Raw genomic sequence first — 16,700 nt, 5'->3', positions numbered from 1 at the left:
GGCGCAAGCAGGGGCCTTTCCTGGCTCGACGAGTGGGGCGGTAACCCTCGGCCGAGCCGGTGTCGTTCAGTGGCGGGAGGGGCGGTACTGGCCGCACCCTGGGGTTTTCGGGATCAGGTCGGCCGGAGGAACGGGCTACACAGCGGCAGCCCGAATTCCTTCGCATTCCATGCCCTCATGTCAGAAGGGGGTCTTGCGTGCCCGCAGACCACCTTTGGCCACTTCAATGATGTGGAGAATCGCCGATTTCGCTAACCGGCGATCTGCGGCTATATTGCCGCGCACTCCTCGCCGAACCCTGCCTATCCAACGAAAAGTTGCGCAATATAGCAGCGAATCGCCGGTCGGAGAAATAACAGGCCGTCAGATGCGGCATCCCCACTCGGACCTGGTGAGTCAGGGCCGTGCACCCTGCGCGCGGGGCGCGGCTCGATTGACCGGAGCGGCACGGAGAACTGGCCTCCGAAGCGAGGTGAGTTGCCCATGTTCGTCCGGATGAATTCCCTAACTATTTCGTCAACCGGCGATCTGGGGATACCGTTTTATTGCACGCGCTCGACGTGTTCGCCGTGAGCTGTTTACTTTCTCGGTGGAATGCTGGACTTGTCCGGGCGCGTGTGGCTGTCTTGTTCGGGCGCCCGGAGTTCCGACACCGGGTCGCGAGAATTCCCGGCGCACCCGTGCCCGGGGGCACGAACGCCTCTCCGTGATTTCACGGGCTTCGCCATCCCCCGCCCGGGGCTGCGGACCACACCGCTCCGCGCGCCGCCGAACCGGGCCAGCGCCCTCACCTGACGTAGGAGTCACCACTCGATGAGCCACGACGCCCGCACATGGGTGTGGGACCACAGCCGCAGCAAGGGCACCGCCCGCATGGTTCTTACCCTGATCGCCGATCGGTGCATCGACCTACGCTGCGTCGCGTACGCCTCGGTCCCCGCTCTCATGAAGCGCGCGAATGCCAGTCGCACGGCCGTACGTGACGCCCTCGCCGCGCTGACCGCCAGTGGCGAGCTGGTGCGGCTCGACAGCCGCAAGGGGCCTCGTGGAGAGACGTACTACCAACTCCCGGAAGCCGCCCGGTTCCTCGCCGAGCGTGCTGCTGGCGCGAGCCCTGGTGCGAGCGCCCAGGGGGAACGGATTCCGACCCCCGACGGGCCGGAATCCGACCCCTTTGGCCCTGTCGAAGAGGGACCGGATTACGGCCCCGGGGGCCGGAGTTCGACCCCAGGGGGGTACGGATTCCGACCCGATGCAGGCACGGATACCGGCCCCCAGAACAGTAGAGAACCGAAGGTGAACGGTAAGAGCAGCAGCACAGCCCTCACCTCTGCCATCGAGTGGGAAGTCGACGACGCCACCCGCACCTGGCTGGAGCAGGACGGGCACCTGGCCCGGCTGGGTGAGCACGGGCTGCGTGCCGCCGACGAGAAGTGGCGTTCGTACAGGGCTGCGTGGACACCGCGCTCGATCGCTGCCTGGACCGCCGACTGGCGTGCCTGGATCGCCCGCGAGCACACCCCCGCTCCCGGTCGCCCTCACCTGCGCGCTCTCCCCGGAGGCGGCGGTTCTGGCCCGGCCGCCGGCATGACTCGCGCCGACGCACACACCGCTGCCCTGCGCGCGGCCCTCAACGAAATGAACGGAACGGAGTAACTCCCCTGGAAGATAATGAAATCGCCGCCCTGCTCGCATACACCGGCCACCTCGACCACCGCGCCGTCCGGACCGATGCCGGTGAAGCGGGTGCCCAGATCGCCCAATGGCACGAGCTGCTGAGCGACGTGCCCTTCACCACCGACCACGGCTGGGACGTACGCCAGGTGGTACGGGACCACTACCGCAGATCCCCGTACTCGATCCTCCCCTCGGACGTCGGCCGCCGCTGGGAGGCGTACAGGCAGGACCGCCTGGCCAGGCACACCGACCCGACCCCCACCGCCGATCCTGACGACCCGGCCGCCTGGCGGGCCGAGCTGCTCGGCACTCGGCAAGCGGTCGCCTCCGGTGCGGCTTCGCCCTCAACGCTCCGGCAGATCACCGGCGGCACCACGCGGGCCGACCTCAAGGAACGCCTTCGCACCATCGGGTCGTGCTACCGCCGGCCGCCCGAAGCGAGCTCGCCCGCTTCCGGCCGGACCGAGCCGCCCGCGAGGCCGCCGTCGCTGCGGGGCAGACCGATGCCCTCGGCGTGCCGTGCCCGTGGTGCCGCGCCCCCGTGGGCAAGTCCTGCTGCCGTCGCCGCCCCGACCTCGACGGACGCACCCGGGGGAACATACCCATGGCCACGGCCCATCCGGCCCGCGTGGACTTGGCCGCTACGGAAGTCACCCGGCAGACGACCGGGACCGCCCGGCCCAACTCTCCGGCTCCCGTTGCAGCTCCTCCCCCAGGCGGTCCGCGGGGACCACGGCGCTGACGCCTCGGTCCCCCGGACCGGCGGGACCGAAGATCTGCGGGGACCGTCCCCGCGACGGTCCCCGGACAACATGAGGACGGTCCCCCTGACGGACCGTCGGTCCCCGCGACGGGACCAGCATGCCCGGGGACCGGGGACCGGGGACGGTCCCCTGCAGCACGTGGCCCTGGTCCGGGGACCGTGCTCGGTCCCGGAGACGGTCCCCTCCTCCAGACGGTCCCGACCACCGCCGGACTGGACAGCAAGCAATCAGAAAGGCCAGGTCAGCGGCGGGGACCGGTCCCGAAAACATCATGAACAGGCCAGGGGACCGAGCTAGTCGGCGGACCGTTTCGGCTGACTCCGGTCTGCGGGGACCGTGCCTCGTCCAGGTCCGGGACCGGTCCTCAGAACCCGGTTCGCACGGTCCCCAGGCCGGACCGTCCCCGCCGGTCCGTGGAACCGGTCCACGCGGACCGGACCGAAGCGAACGGACCGGAGGCGGACCGGACCGCGACCGCCGTGGCCCAGACCGGTCCCCCGGACCGTACTCGCGTCACGGACCGGACCGTCCACTGGCCACTCCGCGCACGGTCCACCGTCGAGCCGCCGCTGCGGCCACGAACCCCACCCCATGCGGACCACACCAACCTCACGCCACCCACACCCGAGAGGCTCCATGCCCCATCCTCACACCCGCCCCGAACACGTCGTCCGCCAGCAGCAGCACAAGCGCAGCAAGTTGTCGGGTAAGGAGTCCTTACCCGGCCTCCGCCCCACGGGGAGCGGGGGCTTCCGGCGCCGGGGCGGCACCGGAATCGGTCGGCCCGGGGGTGCCGACCGAGGGAGAGACCAGAACCTCGTCGTCCGTCGCGCACAAGTCAGTGCCACGTCGTCGACTTCGTGACCGTCAGCTGCGCGAGCGCCGCGTCCACCCTCGCTACAACGAGCACGAGTTCGACCTCGTCAAACACGCTGCCGCCGTGAGCCAAATGGCGCCAGGCGGCTACGTCGCCGAGAGCTCGTTGGCCGCCGCACGCGCCGACGACCCCACTGCCGCCGTGGCCGACTACCGCGCCACCGTAAAAGCGCTGCTCGCCGCGAACGGGCAGCTCGGATGGGTCGGCAACAACCTCAACCAGCTCACCGGACACCTGAACAAGGACGGAGACATGCCCGCAGCCGACACCGTCCTGCGGATCCTCCACCGCGTCGAGGCATCTGTGGAATCGCTGGACGATGCCGTTGCACGGGTGATGGAAGGGCGGTGAGCCCGTGATACCCAAGATCATCCTTGGTCAGGGTGGTACTCGCGGACTGATCCGCTACCTCTTCGGCAAGGGGCGGGCGAACGAGCACGTCGATCCACACCTGGTGGCATCCTGGAACGACTTCGCCCCCGACCCCGGCCGCAGCCCGCACCGCGACCCAAAAGAGGTGGAGAAGCAGCTCGCCGCACAGCTCGACCAGCCCGTGCAGATGTTGGGTGACCTCGCACCGCAAACCACCTTCTGGCACTGCCCCGTCCGCGCCGCCCCCGAGGACCCGATCCTCACGGACGCCCAATGGGCGGAGGTCGCCCGCAGGATCGTGGCCGCCGCCGGCCTCGCCCCCGGCGGCGACGAACAAGCCTGCCGGTGGGTGGCCGTACGGCACGCGGACGACCACATCCACATCGCTGCCACCCTGGTGCGCCAAGACGGACGTCGCCCTCAACGCAACCACGACAAACGGGCCGTGCAGAAGGAAGCCCGTCAGATCGAAATCGACTACGGGCTCAGGCGGTTGAAAGCGGGCGATGGGACCGCGGCCAAGCGCCCCACCAGCAAGGAACACTTCAAGGCCAAGCGGCTGGGCCGGGACACCACGGCCCGCGAAGTCCTCCGCGTACGGGTGCGCAGGGCGGTCGCCGCCGCGCACAGTGAGGCGGAATTCTTCGCCCTGCTGGAGGCGACCGGCGTGAACGTACGCCTCAAACGTGGTCCCTCCGGCGACGCACTCGGCTGCAACTTCGCCCTGCCCGGAGACACCAACGAGAACGGCGAACCCCTCTGGTTCGCAGGATCCACCCTGTCCCCCGACCTCTCCCTGCCCAGGATCCGCGAACGCCTCACCACCACCGTCCCCGAACCGGTCACCGCACGCCCAGGCGACCCGTGGCACCAAGCCACCGCCGCCACCGAACGCATCCCCCGTCACCTCTCCGCCGCCGACGCCCATGTCGCCCAAGGGCAACTGGTCGCTCTCGGCGCAGCACTCGACCTGCTGCCCGTCATCGCGCCGGCCTCAGCCAGGGCCGACCTGCAACAGGCCGCCATCGCCTTCGAACGCGCCACCCGCTCCCGTATCTCCGCCGACCTCGACAGCACCCGAGTCCTGCGCCGCAGCGTCCAGGCCATCTGGCGTGACCACCCCCAGGACAAGGACGGCGCCGGATTCGCCATGCTCCTGGACGCCATCTTCACAGCAGTGGCGTTCGCCGCCCACTGGCACCGCACCCGCCAGAACGCCCAGCAAGAAGAGGCCGCCGAGCGGGCCCTCCTCCACCTGCGGGCCGCCTACGGACAGGTCGCCGAGCCAGCCCTGGCCAGCCTCGCGCGACGTGCCCCCGCCCAGCAGACGAAGCACCGCCTCGCCCACCACATCCAGCAGGCAGTACCGGACTACGCCGAACGCATCCTCGACGACCCCGCCTGGGAAGCGCTCGCCACCGTCCTGGCCGAGGCAGAAGCAGCAGGGCACAACGCGGCCACCATCCTCAGCCAGGCCCTGGGCCAGCGCACCCTCGAAGACGCCCATAACCCTGCCCGCGCGCTGACCTGGCGCATCCGTCGCCTCAGCCAACGTCACACACCCAGCCCCCGGGCCCAAGCAGCCAGGGCCATAGGTGCCGCACAGCACCCCGGCTTCCCAGCCCGTCCGACGCCCGTAACTCCTCTCCCGCAGCGTTCACCGGCTCAGCGACGCTGAGCAACGAGCGGCGGAATATAACCGACGATCGCCGGTTCGCCGAACCGGCGATCGTCCGGAGAGTTGATGCCTCACCCCCTCCGGAAGGACCCCCTGTATGCCCCAGACCGACATACGACCCCGCGCCATCGTGCTGCTCACCGACGTGGACACCTCCCGCCGCGACGAACCCGGTTGCCTGTACCACCGCGACGGGCGCCCGCTCACGACCGCCGAATACCACCTGCTTGCCACCTGCACCCCGGCGGAGATGGACACCGCAGTCGCGCACACGCAGCCGGTAGGCAACTGGATGAGCGAACGCCACACGATGCAAAAGGCACTCATCAGCCTGTACATGAAGTACGCACACCAGATGCCCGATGACTTCCCTGGCAGCGTCTACGACCTCATGACCGACGACGACTACGCAGAGTTCGAGCACCTGGCCGAGATCCTCAGCGCCGACGACGCACTCGAAGAGCCCATCGGACACGACCTGGATTGACCGGCCGCACGCCAACGGGCAGCTCTTCAAGACTCCGTCTGTCGCAAGGCGCCCTCAGGGCCACGCACCCGTCGACGTGAGCTTTGGCCCCGCACATGCCGCAGGCCCGACCGGAAACACCGGTCGGGCCTGCGGCATACACACCAGCTCAAGTGCCAGAACGGCGCCAAGCCGGGTCTCCCTTTCGGGAGGCCCGGCTCATAGAGCAGACCTCAGCTCAGCCAGCAGGGGCGCACAGGAGCTGATCCCGCGTGCTCTCCGGCAGCACTCGCCGCAGCACCGGTGCCGTCGAGCTCAGCGAGACCGCGAACGCCGCGACCAAGCCGTGCGGCACGCTCGCGCTGAACGACGCGGCCCACAGATACGGGGCACCCTCACGAGCTTGAGCCCACACCTGCCAGCCCCTCGCCCCCGGATCATCCACCTCGGCCAGGAGGGCACAGGGGTCGCCGTCCTGGACGAGGGACAGAACCTCCGCGAAGCCGAGTCGGCCCGTGAACGTGGGGTGCATCGCCCCCGCCTGGGGTTCGTCGGCATCGCGGAACCACCCATGGGCGGTGGCCGCCTTCAAGACCGCCTCATGGTCTGCGGACTCAGCCGTGGGCCGGTCACACGCGTCAAGCGCTTCAAGGAAGTCGGCGACGGCCTCACCTGGCACGCCGGGGGTGAAAGTAGGCCGACCAGTCCGCCAGCGGACTCGTCGCGTCCTTACGGGCCGAAACCTGCCACGCCACCGGCAGTCCACCGAGGTGAAACGGCTCGTCCGCCAGGACCCACTGGGCCCAGCGGAGGGCGTCACGGCTGAGGTGCAGCACGGTGCTGCGGAGCACTTGATGGTCTTCCGGCAATTCGTCGGGCTCGCGGTGCCCTCGGACGACCGCCAGGCTCGTCCAGCCCAAGTCGGAAAGGCTGTCCGCGACGGCGTCGTAGAGGCGGCCGTCGTCGCCGGCCAGGTGGCGGGGGCCGACCCAGTACGCGGGAGATACACCGGTCGCAAGGGACGGATCAAACGGAAAATGGGGATTCAGGAGCGCCTCCAAAGGCACGAAAGGGGCTCTTCAGGCCATCGCCGGGAAGGGGCGAAATGCCGTGGAATACCACGGCGGAAGCGGCGATGAATTGCTGTCGCCGACCGAGCTGCCGTGCTGCGGACGCCCGACCTGAAGATGCTCTGGCAAGGTCGTTTACGTTGACATCCCTTGCCCCGCATAGCCAGTCATTCGCCGATCTTTCCTGTCTGCCCCCGGCGAACTGCACTCCCGGCTCCGCCGAACCGGACGGTGTCGAGAGAGGGGAACACCGCGCTGTAGCGTCGACGTTGAGGTCAACGGAGAGGAATCCCGCAGCATGCCGCAGCCCACGGACACCGCCCACCGCCCCACCCCGCGCGGTCTCATCCTGGACTTCGCCGGGGTACTGACGGGCGACCCGCGCCCCGTGCACCGCGCCTGGTGCGAGTCCGAAGGGCTCCTCGCGGAAGCCTGGCGGGCGACCCTGAACGACAACCCCGAGGGTCGACGGCTGTACACGGCCCTGGAGATCGGCCAGATCGGCCAGGCCGAGTGGAATGAGGGAACCGCCGCCCTTCTTGGCACGCACGTCGCCCCGGAGAACCTGATGGGTCGCGCCTGGGCAAAGGTGCCGCCGGCCCGCCGGATGGCAGCACTCGCCCGAGCCGCGAAAGGCGCGGGCTACCGGCTGGCGCTTCTGTCGAACAGCTTTGGGCTGGAGCCCTTCAACCCGTATGAGCAGGCTGGCATTTGGGACCTCTTCGATGTCCACGTGGTCTCGGAGGTGGTGGGCCTGGCGAAGCCCGACCCGGCGATCTACCAGCTCACCGTCGACCGTCTCGGCCTGCCCGGCTCATCCTGCGTCTTCGTCGACGACCACCCGGTGAACCTCCCGCCCGCCGAGGCCCTCGGCATCACCACCGTCCTCGCGACCACCGAGGACAAGACGGTCGACGAGCTGGAACGCCTGCTCGGGGTGAGCGCGGTCCTCCCGGTGTAGGAGCTTTCCGGCCAGTCCACCAACTCCCCTTCCTCCAAAGGGTGCACGTACCCACCGCGAAATGGGTACGGTCCAAGCCTGGCTTGATCGGCCCGGGGAGTTACTGCCATGCAATGGTCGGAATACACCACCGCTGAACGACTCAAGACCCTCCGCAGCGGAATGACGCAGGAGCAACTGGCGGAAGCCGCTGCGGTATCGGTCGGTGTCGTACGGAAGTTGGAGCGCGGCGGCACCGCGTCTCTCCCCTCCCTGCTGGCCATCGCCTCCGCGCTCGGTACGGACATCGCCGTACTCCTCGGGCAGCAGGCGCCGCGCCGCTCGATGAACCGAGACGAGCGGGCGGCCCTGCGCACCCTCTCGGCCGCCACGCACGACGCCGCGATCGGCATCCCCACCGACACCGAGCCGGGCACGGTCGACGAGCTGCGTACCGTCGTCCAGCACGCGGACGACGCCTACTGGGCGGGCCGGTACACCGAACTCGGCACCCTGCTGGCCGCCTTGCTGCCGGAGGCCCGTGCCCGGTACGACGCCGCTGGCACCGACGAGAGAGAAGCCGCGGCTGGCGTGCTGGCCGATGTCTTCCAGACCGCGGGCATGGCCGCGAACGTCTGGGGCTCTCGGGACCTCGCGTACGCCGCCCTCACCTACGGCCGCCAGATCGCGGTCCAGGCCGGGGACGACCTGCGCGAGGCGCACCTCGCCGCCACAACGGCCTGGGTGAACCTCCGGGACGGGCGTACGGCACAGGGCTTCGCGCTCGCCGCCGCCCGGGCCGACCGGATCGAGCCGAAGATGTCCGAGCACGACCCCGACCGGCTGTCGGTGTACGGGCAGCTCGTCACCAACGCCGCCGTGGCCGCCTCGCGGGGAGGAGCCTCCGCTGACACCGCGCGCGAGTACTTGTCCCAGGCACACGCGGTCGGCGCCCGCCTCGGCGGCGAGTACGCGCGCGGAGGCCACGCCCAGCCGTACACGGTCCGCTGTACGCCGCCACCCAGGCCATGAGCATCGCCGTGGCTCTGGGCGATACGGCGGGGGCTCTGCGGCTCATGGACACCGTCCGGCTGGACGAGACAGTTCCGCTCGCGACCAGGGCCCGCTACGGGCTCGACGTCGCCCTGACCCATGTGGAGTGCCGTAGGTGGGAGCGAGCGGCTGACACCCTGGAGGCGGTCTGCGCCATGGCGCCGGGGTGGGTTCAGCACCAGATGCTGCCGGGCGTGATCATCTCCCGGCTGGCAGGAGTGTCCGTGGGCCGACTCCGGGGGCTCGCGCACGCGGCAGGCGTCCCGCTGGGCGTGCGCTGACAGCCACGACCCGTGGTAGTTCGGTAGTCAGGAACTTGCCGACTGCCACGCTCCGTGGCAGTCGGCACCTCGCTGGTGGGCTCTTCCGGTACGGGGCGTGACATCCCGGCCTCTCCCCAACTTCCTTCGTAGCCACGGCCCGTGCCTGTTCGCGGGAGAGCGTCCTCAGCACGCTGGGAACATGCCGAACTCCTCGTCCGGCGGCCTCGGGCACGTTCCCGTCGCCGTCTACTCCTGCGCCGCCGAGCCCCCTGCCGTACACGAGGCGGAGCGTCGCGCTCGCCACTACGCCGAGGCCCGCCACTGGCATGTCGCCGGGGTCTGGTCCGACAACGACCCCACCATGCCCCTGGACACCCGGTCGGGCTGGTCGGCCATCACGGACGCCCTGTCGTCCGGCCTGGTTCGCGGCATCGTCGTCGCCGGAGCCATGCATGTCACCGCCGACGCCGCCCAGTTCGCCGCTCTCGGCGTCCTCATCCGCGATCGTGGCGGATTTCTGGCCGAGGCGACGAACAGCTCCTCGCGTCACACGCCCGGCCAGCACGAGCGCCGCCGCATCCTCTTCGAGGCGGCGGCCGGCTGGACTCCGTGGGTGCGCCTCATTCCCGGAGGCGTCCAATGAGCGGCGTACGTGCGGAGATCGGCGACCTCGTCCGGGACAGCACCGGCGAGCAGGCGATCGTGACCGACATCAAGCAGAAGCGGACCTGGGTCCTGCGCCGACCGGCGGGCGGCATGGCGCACCAGTGGGAGACCGACGACCCCGACTCCCTCCACGTGCTGGAGACCCGAACATCTCGGTCCGCACGCCGACGGGACGCACCTTGAGCGACCACCACAGCCCATCCCCATCCCTGCCCCAGGAGAGCGAGCCCGCTGTGTACGCATTCGGCTTGTGCCTCGACCAGCGCTACCTCGTCCCCGGACTCGCTGCCGTCACCGCCCTCGCGGACAGCCTCACGCCACGGGCTCGTCGGGACGTGGCACTGCGCGTCCTCACCCTCGACCTGACTCCGACCGAGGTGGTGCTCCTCTCACACCTCGCGCGACGCGTCGGATTCGGCTCGTTCGACCTGGCCCACCGCTCCCCGCTGCGTACCGCGCGGATGGCCGACGCCTCGTACATCAGCGTCGCCACCTACCTGCGGTTCGAGTTCACCGCCGCGTTCGTCCGACGCCCGTACGTGATCTACGTCGATGCCGACACTCTCGCACGAGGCGACCTGAGCGCACCGCTGAACGACCTGCGCGCGGGTGAAGTAGGTGCTGTACGTGACGAGTTCGGCCCGTCCGTCGGAGACAGCCACGCACTGCCGGGTGTCGCGGAACGCTGGCCACATCTGAAGGGCAGGGCGTACTACAACGCCGGCCTGCTGTGGGCCCACGTCGCCGACCTGCCCCGGATACGTCGCGGAGTCGGCCACGCGCTGGTCCAGCAGCGTCAGCACATCCACCACAACGACCAGGACGCCCTGAACCTCTGGCTCCTCCACACCGGCCGCGTCCGACCGGTTGCCGCCAGATACAACCGCTTCGAACTCGGCCGGTTCCTCGAACGCGGCAACTGGGTCCGCCGCGTCGTCGCCCGCTCCCCGCGCCCAGACACCGCCGCGCCCCTCGTCCATTTCGTGGGCCCCGAGAAGCCGTGGCAGGCCGACTGCCCGCGCACCGAGGACGTCCGGGAGTACCGCACGCATCTGCGACGCACCATGCGCCACGTCCGCGCCCTGGGCTCCGCCCACCCCGAGCAGCCGGAGCTCCGATGAACGCCTCCCCCGTAGTCCCAGCCGTCCCGCCGATGGTTTCGCGTGCCTGCGGCCTGTTCCTGAGAAGTCCCGCCAAGGCCGCTGAACGCCTGGCGACGAGCTCCCGTACCGCCGTCTACCGGGTCGCCCTCCACTACGGCCCGAGCGTGATCGTGAAGCTGTACTCCCACACCGCACGCCGGAACGCCCACACCGAAGCCGCAGCGATACGTTCGGTCTCGGCCTCTGTGCCCGTACCGAGTGTGCTCGGCTACGGCACCACCTCCACCGCAGGTGCCACCGCCCTGATCACCTCCGACTTGGGCACGGACACCCTCGGCTCCGCGATGCGCTCGGGCGGCATCCCCCGTCCCCAGGCCCTCAGGGACCTCGGAACGCTCCTCGGCCGCATGCACGAGGCACCAGTCTCCGGCACGGCCCCTGGGAATCCCGCGATCGAGAGAATCGCCTCCCTGGGTCGCCGCTGCCCGCCCGACGTACTCGACCGGCTCGCACCCGCGCTCTCCGTCATCACCAACGCACCCCACGAGGGGGCTTCTGCCGTGTGGTGCCACGGCGACCCGCACTTCGACAACGTGGTCCTCGCCGGAACCCAGCAGACCCGCCACCTGGTCGACTTCACCGACGCCGCCCCAGGACACCGCGAGGCAGACCTGGCGCACGCCCTCGTCATGACCGACGCCCACGCGCCGTGGGACCGGCACGCCCTCCTCGGCGCCTACCCGCACCCCGTGAACGACACCCGCCTCGCAGCATGGGCGGCCTTCGCCACCGTGAGCTGCTGGACCTATGCCGGCCCCGGCAACGACCGGCCCCTCTGGTCCTACCGGCTGGCCGAACTGTCCCGCCGGACGCCGCACCTCTTCCGGCCCCACCTGGGGCACTCCCACGCACCGCACGCGAGAAGGAGAGCCCGATGAACATCCCCGGCCTGACGGTCGTCATCCCCGCCCACAACGAGGCCACCTACCTCCCTCGCTACCTCCCCACCGTCCTCGCATCCCTCGCTCAGTGGGAGGCAGCGAGCGGCGAACGGGGCGAAGTGATCGTGGTCGACAACGCCTCCACCGACGCCACCGCCGACATGGCTGCCTCCTTCGGCGTCCGTGTCATCAGCGAGCCCGTCCGCAGCATCAGCCGGGTGCGCAACGCCGGTGCGACCACTGCACGCAGCCCCCGGCTGTTCTTCACCGACGCCGATGTCGCCCTACCCACCGAGGCCCTCAAGGCGGCCGTGACCGCGATGGACTCCGGCGCCGTCGGCGGAGCGATCCCACCCCTCTACACACCAGACCGCCTCGGGGCACGGCTGCTGTGCGCGTACTGGGACCACTACCGCACCCGCCACGGCGGCGCACAAGGAGTCGCCCAGTTCGCCACCGCCACCGCATTCGAGACGATCGGCGGCTACCGCGAAGACCTCCTCATGAGCGAGGACGTCGACTTCTTCGCCCGCCTGACCACCCACGGCCGCGCCACCAACGCCCCGGTCAAGATCCTGGACGACCTGCGCGTACGCCCCTCCACCCGCCGCTACGACCAGTGGTCGAGCCTGCGGATGCTGTGGTGGCAGAACCCGGTCACCGCCCGCCTCCGGCTCAACTCCCCACGCATGTGGCGCCACTGGTACGAGACCACCGTCCGATGAATCAGGAGCCCCGGATGAACGTCCCAGCCGCACTCCCCCACACGCCCTCGCCACCGATCGCCCTGCCGGTACCGGACGCAGCGGGGATCTACACGTTCCCTGACGACCTCGACCACGCCCACCGGCAGTGGACCCATCAGTTCCTCACCCGCCACCGCGCCCACGACCACCAGGTCATCGAGCTGATGGCCCCACACAGCGGCCAACCTCACTTCATCGAGCTGCGCCGCCCGGCCGGCCGCCCCGTCCTCGCACTCGAACCGCACCACGACGACTTCGCACTCTCCGCCTCCGGCACCTTCCTCGCCGACCCCCGCCCCCTCACCGTGGCCACGGTCTTCACCCGCTCCACCAGCGTCCACCCCACCCTCGAGGACGCCTACAGCACTGAGCACGCCGTCTCCCACCTGCGCGACCGCGAAGGCGCTGCCGCCCTGGCCCCGCTCGCCGCAACCCGTATCGCACTCGGCCACAAGGACGCGGACCCTCCGTACCGCCCGTACGACGAGGACCGCCTCGACCAGATCACCGAGCAGCTCCGCGCGATCGTCGCCGCCCACCCGGAGGCCGAACTCCTCGCCCCCGCCGCCGTCACCCGCCACCCCGACCACCTGCTCGTACACGAGGCCGCGGTCCGCATCGGGTGCCGGTGGTTCTGGGAGGACCTGGCGTTCTGGTCCACCTACGCCCTCGCAGGCTGCGACCAGCACCTCTTCCGCTCCCGTACTCGGGCGGCGCTCGTCCCCTCGCTCGTCGACATCACCCCGGTCGTCCTCGACAAGTGCACCGTCCTGCGGATGCACGGCTCGCAGATGTACCCGGCCCGAAAGATGTACCGCCCGATCCGGCACGCCTGGACCGTCGCCGCCGACCTCCTGGGCAGCTCCGGCACGTACGCGGAACGCTTCTACCGGACGGAGTCGATGTGAAGGTCATCGCACTCGAAGGGCCCTCGTACGCCGGAAAGTCGACGGCGGTACGTCACCTGCGCAGGCAGGGCTACGAGGACCGGGCCTACATCGCGGACTGCTACGTCAAGCAGATCGGGCACCGGGACGCTGTACCGCCAGCACGCACGGCATCCGCCGCCGAACAGATCGCTGCCTTCGAAACGTTCATGGCCGTCGAGGAAGAACGGGTCCGTACGGCCCTCGCCGCCGCGAAGCCATTCGTGATCCTCGACCGCTCCGTGGACACCCTCCTCGCACACGCTCACGCCCTCGACGCCTTGTTCGGGTACGCCGTCCAGCACCGGCTGCGCGACCGGCTCCAGGTCCTTCCCTACCTGTGCCCCGACCGCACGCTGTACTTCGACGTCCCCGCCGAGGCACTCGCCCTACGTCGCAAGACCGCAGGCCACACAGTCGCCGAGCCCGACTACTTCCTGCACGAGCCCGCCTTCCTCACGCACACCTGCGACTACTTCCACGCCCGCGCGCAGCCCCCGGTGTCCCGCGAGGTCACCGTTCTCCCTGCCGACACCAGCAGGGACGACATCGCCCATGCGGTGGAAGCCCTCGTCTCTTTCTGGATGAGGTGAACCGCCCATGCCCACCGCCCTCTTCGCCTGGCGCCGCACTCCGCCACCACTCCTCATCGGTGGCGCCGAAGTCACCCAGCAGCTCCTGGCCGAAGAACTCGCCGCCGCAGGCTGGCAGGTCTTCTACCTGGGCTCACACCAGGCCCCTTGGGACCAGACCACGCAACTCCCTCAATTGCGCAGCCTCCTCAACACGCACCACTCTCTGTACGAGGAGGCCGAGAGAGTTCTCCGCTACCGGTGGAACGGCGTGGACTGCATCGCCGTACCGCAGGACCGGGTTACCTTCACCCTCCAGGAGCTGCTGGCCGACCTACGCCCCGACCTCGTGTTCACCTCTCAAGAGGGCGCTGCCGACATCGCCGAGCAGGCCCGACCGACAGCCCTCGTCGCAGGTATCCTGCACTCCGTATCGAGGACCGGGCTCAGAGTCCTGGATGGCAGCCCTCAATACGGCCTCGCCGTATCGGAGTTCGTACTCGGTCGAGCGCCTAAGCGCAACGGCACTCGCCTCGCAGTTCTCCACCCGCCGTTCGTACAGCCCAAGCAGGTTGCGCACGTGCCGCGAACCGGGTCGGTGCTGATGGTCAACCCGATCCCGCCGAAGGGTTCAGCCCTCCTGCACGAGGTCATCCGCGTGATGCCCGACCAGCACTTCACGCTGGTCGAAGGCTGGTGGAACACCGCCGCCGAGTTCGCCGCCTGCCCGAACGTGACCTACGTCCCCCGCACCTACGACATGGACACCCTCTACCGAAGCCACCGCCTGCTGCTGGTGCCGTCCACGGTGGAGGACGCGTTCCCCCGCGTGATCGTCGAAGCCGCGCTGCACGGCACCCCGAGCATCGGCAGCGACCGAGGCGGCATCCCGGAAGCGATCGGCCCTCACGGGATCGTCCTCCCACACACCGCAGATCCACGGGCCTGGGCGCACGCGATCAACACCGCCGACCACCGCACCCTGGGCAACCAAGCCCAGCGCCACGCGGCACGCTTCTCCGGCCCCAAGCTGCCGGAACTCGCAGTGCTTGGGATCTACCCCGCGACGAACGCGCCCTCGACCTGATCGAGCCGCTCCGTCCACCAGTGCAGCAACGCCTCGTCCGCAGTGAAGAGTTCGTCAAACGAGAAGTCACCGCGGTCGTAGTGGAACTCCAACTGCCAGAAGTCCGTCATCCGCTTCCACCACAGCCGCCGCACGCCGTCCAGCAGCGCGGGCGCCTCCAGCGGCACCACCGACCGATAGCCGCCGACGAACGCCGACACCCGGTCGAGGTCGAACACCCCGTCCACACCGAACTGCACCTGGGCCGTCCGCGCGACCTCCTCGGCGTACGGACGGACACCGACCCGGTCCCAGTCGAGGATGGCGGTCAGCTCGCCGCCGTCCCACAGCAGATTCCGGTACTGGACGTCACCATGCGTCCACCCGTGCCTGCCCCCAGGGGCCTCGTCCTGCGGGCGTCGGTCCGCGTGCTTGCCGATCAGCTCCCGTCGCTGTTCCAGAGCTGCCGCTGCCGCCGTATCGAAAGCGGTGCCGGCCCCATTGCCCTCCACTAGTCCGGCCAACCATTCCGACTTCTCCACCGCTCGCTCCGGCCTCGCCACGTCGGAAGTCACCGTCTCAGGCACCGCAGGCAGCAGACCTCTGCCGCAGGCCCGGCCGAGCCCCTCGTGGAGACGCCCCAGGTGCGTTCCCAAGGAAGCGGCCTGAGACAAGCTGAGGTCCACACCACGGAGGTGGCTTCCGCTTACCCACGGGAAGAGGCACCAGACACCACCGTCAACCTCGGCCACCAGGGCGCCAGAGGCGGTGGGGACGGGAGCACTGACCGGGAGGCCCTCTACAGCCAGCGCATCCAGCACCCCAAGGTTGCGCACCAACCGATCGAGCGACACGTCGGTGACCCGCTTGAGTGCGAACACCCCGGCCGCGGTGTCCACCTTCCAGTTCGCGTTCATCAGCCCATCAGCGAGGTAGCGCTTCTCGCGCACTGCCCCAAGGCTGAATGCGCTGGCCAGACCGGAGAGAGAGCTGCTGGAAATCCCAGCCTTATCTGTAGCAACGGAATCAGTCACGCCTTGAACAATACGGGATCGCTCCATACAAGCGCAGCATCTCGCGGACCAGTCTCCATATTTGAGGAGCGGGGTAATGATCTCTCACCGTTAGACGAAAGTCCGCACGTACACAGTGAACACAGGAACCGCCCAGTTCCCTTTTCTGCAGTTCCCTCGCTGCGGGCGGGAAGATGAGCCCATAGCTCACCGGGCAAGTAACGAGGGAAAACCTGTCTACATGGGCCCTGGAGACCCACCAGATCCCCCTCCTATGAAACCCAAGGATTCCAGCTTTTCGAGCGCCTTTCCTCGGAAGACGATCACCGCTGAGATGACTACGGAAGCCCCAATCGCAACGGGCTGAATCCCCTCAGGGATTCCAAGTAGATGCAAGATGCCAACGGAAGCACTAGAAAGGATCAAGCAAAGTCCCGCCCCAATGGCCAACCGGACTGACTCGCGCTCCCGAACCGGGGAACCCGCAAGAAATTCCATTTCAACCAA

16 protein-coding genes and 2 pseudogenes are annotated in these 16,700 nt (G+C 69.2%); 16 read left to right on the top strand and 2 right to left on the bottom strand.

Features of this window, described 5'->3' with window-relative positions:
* The first annotated feature begins 813 nt into the window (after positions 1-813).
* From ACH4SP_RS14650 to ACH4SP_RS14630, 5 genes and pseudogenes are all read left to right on the top strand, one after another.
* Entirely contained in the window at positions 814-1,656 is an 843-nt protein-coding gene (locus ACH4SP_RS14650; protein ID WP_398414485.1) for a helix-turn-helix domain-containing protein, read from the top strand.
* Between the two features lie 5 nt (positions 1,657-1,661).
* Positions 1,662-2,419 (top strand): annotated as a pseudogene (locus ACH4SP_RS14645) (hypothetical protein).
* A 971-nt stretch (positions 2,420-3,390) separates the two neighbouring features.
* Entirely contained in the window at positions 3,391-3,669 is a 279-nt protein-coding gene (mobC, locus tag ACH4SP_RS14640; RefSeq protein ID WP_398415084.1) for a plasmid mobilization relaxosome protein MobC, read from the top strand.
* 4 nt (positions 3,670-3,673) lie between these two features.
* The gene (locus tag ACH4SP_RS14635; protein ID WP_398414483.1) at positions 3,674-5,368 is read left to right on the top strand and encodes a relaxase/mobilization nuclease domain-containing protein; all 1,695 of its coding nucleotides are present in this window, start codon (positions 3,674-3,676) and stop codon (positions 5,366-5,368) included.
* 97 nt (positions 5,369-5,465) lie between these two features.
* The gene (locus ACH4SP_RS14630) at positions 5,466-5,855 is read left to right on the top strand and encodes a hypothetical protein (RefSeq protein WP_398414481.1); all 390 of its coding nucleotides are present in this window, start codon (positions 5,466-5,468) and stop codon (positions 5,853-5,855) included.
* Positions 5,856-6,072: 217 nt separating this feature from the next.
* Here ACH4SP_RS14630 and ACH4SP_RS14625 read toward each other — a convergent pair.
* Positions 6,073-6,895, bottom strand: a pseudogene (locus tag ACH4SP_RS14625) (DUF317 domain-containing protein).
* Between the two features lie 307 nt (positions 6,896-7,202).
* Here ACH4SP_RS14625 and ACH4SP_RS14620 point away from each other — a divergent pair.
* The 11 genes from ACH4SP_RS14620 (at position 7,203) to ACH4SP_RS14570 (ending at position 15,201) form a co-directional block, all read left to right on the top strand.
* Entirely contained in the window at positions 7,203-7,865 is a 663-nt protein-coding gene (locus tag ACH4SP_RS14620; RefSeq protein WP_398414480.1) for an HAD-IA family hydrolase, read from the top strand.
* A 108-nt stretch (positions 7,866-7,973) separates the two neighbouring features.
* Positions 7,974-8,876 carry a helix-turn-helix domain-containing protein gene (locus ACH4SP_RS14615; protein ID WP_398414478.1) on the top strand — a complete coding sequence of 301 codons (903 nt, stop codon included), beginning with the start codon at positions 7,974-7,976 and terminating at the stop codon, positions 8,874-8,876.
* The gene (locus ACH4SP_RS14610) at positions 8,873-9,178 is read left to right on the top strand and encodes a hypothetical protein (RefSeq protein WP_398414477.1); all 306 of its coding nucleotides are present in this window, start codon (positions 8,873-8,875) and stop codon (positions 9,176-9,178) included. Before ACH4SP_RS14615 ends, ACH4SP_RS14610 begins: the two co-directional genes overlap by 4 nt.
* 181 nt (positions 9,179-9,359) lie before the next feature.
* Complete coding sequence (locus tag ACH4SP_RS14605) at positions 9,360-9,803, top strand: hypothetical protein (RefSeq protein WP_398414475.1); 444 nt, start codon at positions 9,360-9,362, stop codon at positions 9,801-9,803.
* Positions 9,800-10,009 (top strand): hypothetical protein, encoded by a 210-nt coding sequence (locus tag ACH4SP_RS14600; RefSeq protein WP_398414473.1) that lies wholly within the window; start codon positions 9,800-9,802, stop codon positions 10,007-10,009. Before ACH4SP_RS14605 ends, ACH4SP_RS14600 begins: the two co-directional genes overlap by 4 nt.
* Before the next feature lie 50 nt (positions 10,010-10,059).
* Positions 10,060-10,947 (top strand): glycosyltransferase family 8 protein, encoded by an 888-nt coding sequence (locus ACH4SP_RS14595; protein ID WP_398414471.1) that lies wholly within the window; start codon positions 10,060-10,062, stop codon positions 10,945-10,947.
* 32 nt (positions 10,948-10,979) lie between these two features.
* Complete coding sequence (locus tag ACH4SP_RS14590) at positions 10,980-11,867, top strand: phosphotransferase family protein (RefSeq protein ID WP_398414469.1); 888 nt, start codon at positions 10,980-10,982, stop codon at positions 11,865-11,867.
* Positions 11,864-12,595, top strand: a complete 732-nt coding sequence (locus ACH4SP_RS14585; RefSeq protein ID WP_398414467.1) for a glycosyltransferase — start codon at positions 11,864-11,866, stop codon at positions 12,593-12,595. The genes ACH4SP_RS14590 and ACH4SP_RS14585 overlap by 4 nt, the downstream gene beginning before the upstream one ends.
* 14 nt (positions 12,596-12,609) lie before the next feature.
* Positions 12,610-13,524 carry a PIG-L family deacetylase gene (locus ACH4SP_RS14580; RefSeq protein ID WP_398414465.1) on the top strand — a complete coding sequence of 305 codons (915 nt, stop codon included), beginning with the start codon at positions 12,610-12,612 and terminating at the stop codon, positions 13,522-13,524.
* The gene (locus ACH4SP_RS14575) at positions 13,521-14,135 is read left to right on the top strand and encodes a dTMP kinase (protein WP_398414463.1); all 615 of its coding nucleotides are present in this window, start codon (positions 13,521-13,523) and stop codon (positions 14,133-14,135) included. Before ACH4SP_RS14580 ends, ACH4SP_RS14575 begins: the two co-directional genes overlap by 4 nt.
* A 7-nt stretch (positions 14,136-14,142) precedes the next feature.
* Positions 14,143-15,201: a glycosyltransferase gene (locus tag ACH4SP_RS14570; protein WP_398414462.1), complete on the top strand. Its 1,059-nt coding sequence runs from the start codon at positions 14,143-14,145 to the stop codon at positions 15,199-15,201.
* Here the strand turns inward: ACH4SP_RS14570 and ACH4SP_RS14565 are convergent.
* Positions 15,171-16,214, bottom strand: coding sequence for a phosphotransferase (locus tag ACH4SP_RS14565; RefSeq protein ID WP_398414460.1), 1,044 nt, complete (start codon positions 16,212-16,214; stop codon positions 15,171-15,173). The two genes, ACH4SP_RS14570 and ACH4SP_RS14565, sit on opposite strands and share 31 nt — an antisense overlap.
* Positions 16,215-16,700: the final 486 nt, after the last annotated feature.

It is taken from the genome of Streptomyces sp. NPDC021093 (assembly GCF_044333135.1).
Classification (GTDB): Bacteria; Actinomycetota; Actinomycetes; order Streptomycetales; family Streptomycetaceae; genus Streptomyces.
Note: the sequence above shows the minus strand (reverse complement) of the source record. Positions and strands in the feature narration are given on the sequence as shown.

Bases quoted from the DNA above. Each gene is read 5' to 3' on its own strand.
- ACH4SP_RS14605 (WP_398414475.1), top strand. From the start codon at position 9,360: ATGCCGAACTCCTCGTCCGGCGGCCTCGGGCACGTTCCCGTCGCCGTC.
- ACH4SP_RS14650 (WP_398414485.1), top strand. From the start codon at position 814: ATGAGCCACGACGCCCGCACATGGGTGTGGGACCACAGCCGCAGCAAG.
- ACH4SP_RS14610 (WP_398414477.1), top strand. From the start codon at position 8,873: ATGAGCATCGCCGTGGCTCTGGGCGATACGGCGGGGGCTCTGCGGCTC.
- mobC (WP_398415084.1), top strand. From the start codon at position 3,391: ATGGCGCCAGGCGGCTACGTCGCCGAGAGCTCGTTGGCCGCCGCACGC.
- ACH4SP_RS14585 (WP_398414467.1), top strand. From the start codon at position 11,864: ATGAACATCCCCGGCCTGACGGTCGTCATCCCCGCCCACAACGAGGCC.
- ACH4SP_RS14570 (WP_398414462.1), top strand. From the start codon at position 14,143: ATGCCCACCGCCCTCTTCGCCTGGCGCCGCACTCCGCCACCACTCCTC.
- ACH4SP_RS14620 (WP_398414480.1), top strand. From the start codon at position 7,203: ATGCCGCAGCCCACGGACACCGCCCACCGCCCCACCCCGCGCGGTCTC.
- ACH4SP_RS14615 (WP_398414478.1), top strand. From the start codon at position 7,974: ATGCAATGGTCGGAATACACCACCGCTGAACGACTCAAGACCCTCCGC.
- ACH4SP_RS14580 (WP_398414465.1), top strand. From the start codon at position 12,610: ATGAACGTCCCAGCCGCACTCCCCCACACGCCCTCGCCACCGATCGCC.
- ACH4SP_RS14600 (WP_398414473.1), top strand. From the start codon at position 9,800: ATGAGCGGCGTACGTGCGGAGATCGGCGACCTCGTCCGGGACAGCACC.
- ACH4SP_RS14630 (WP_398414481.1), top strand. From the start codon at position 5,466: ATGCCCCAGACCGACATACGACCCCGCGCCATCGTGCTGCTCACCGAC.
- ACH4SP_RS14590 (WP_398414469.1), top strand. From the start codon at position 10,980: ATGGTTTCGCGTGCCTGCGGCCTGTTCCTGAGAAGTCCCGCCAAGGCC.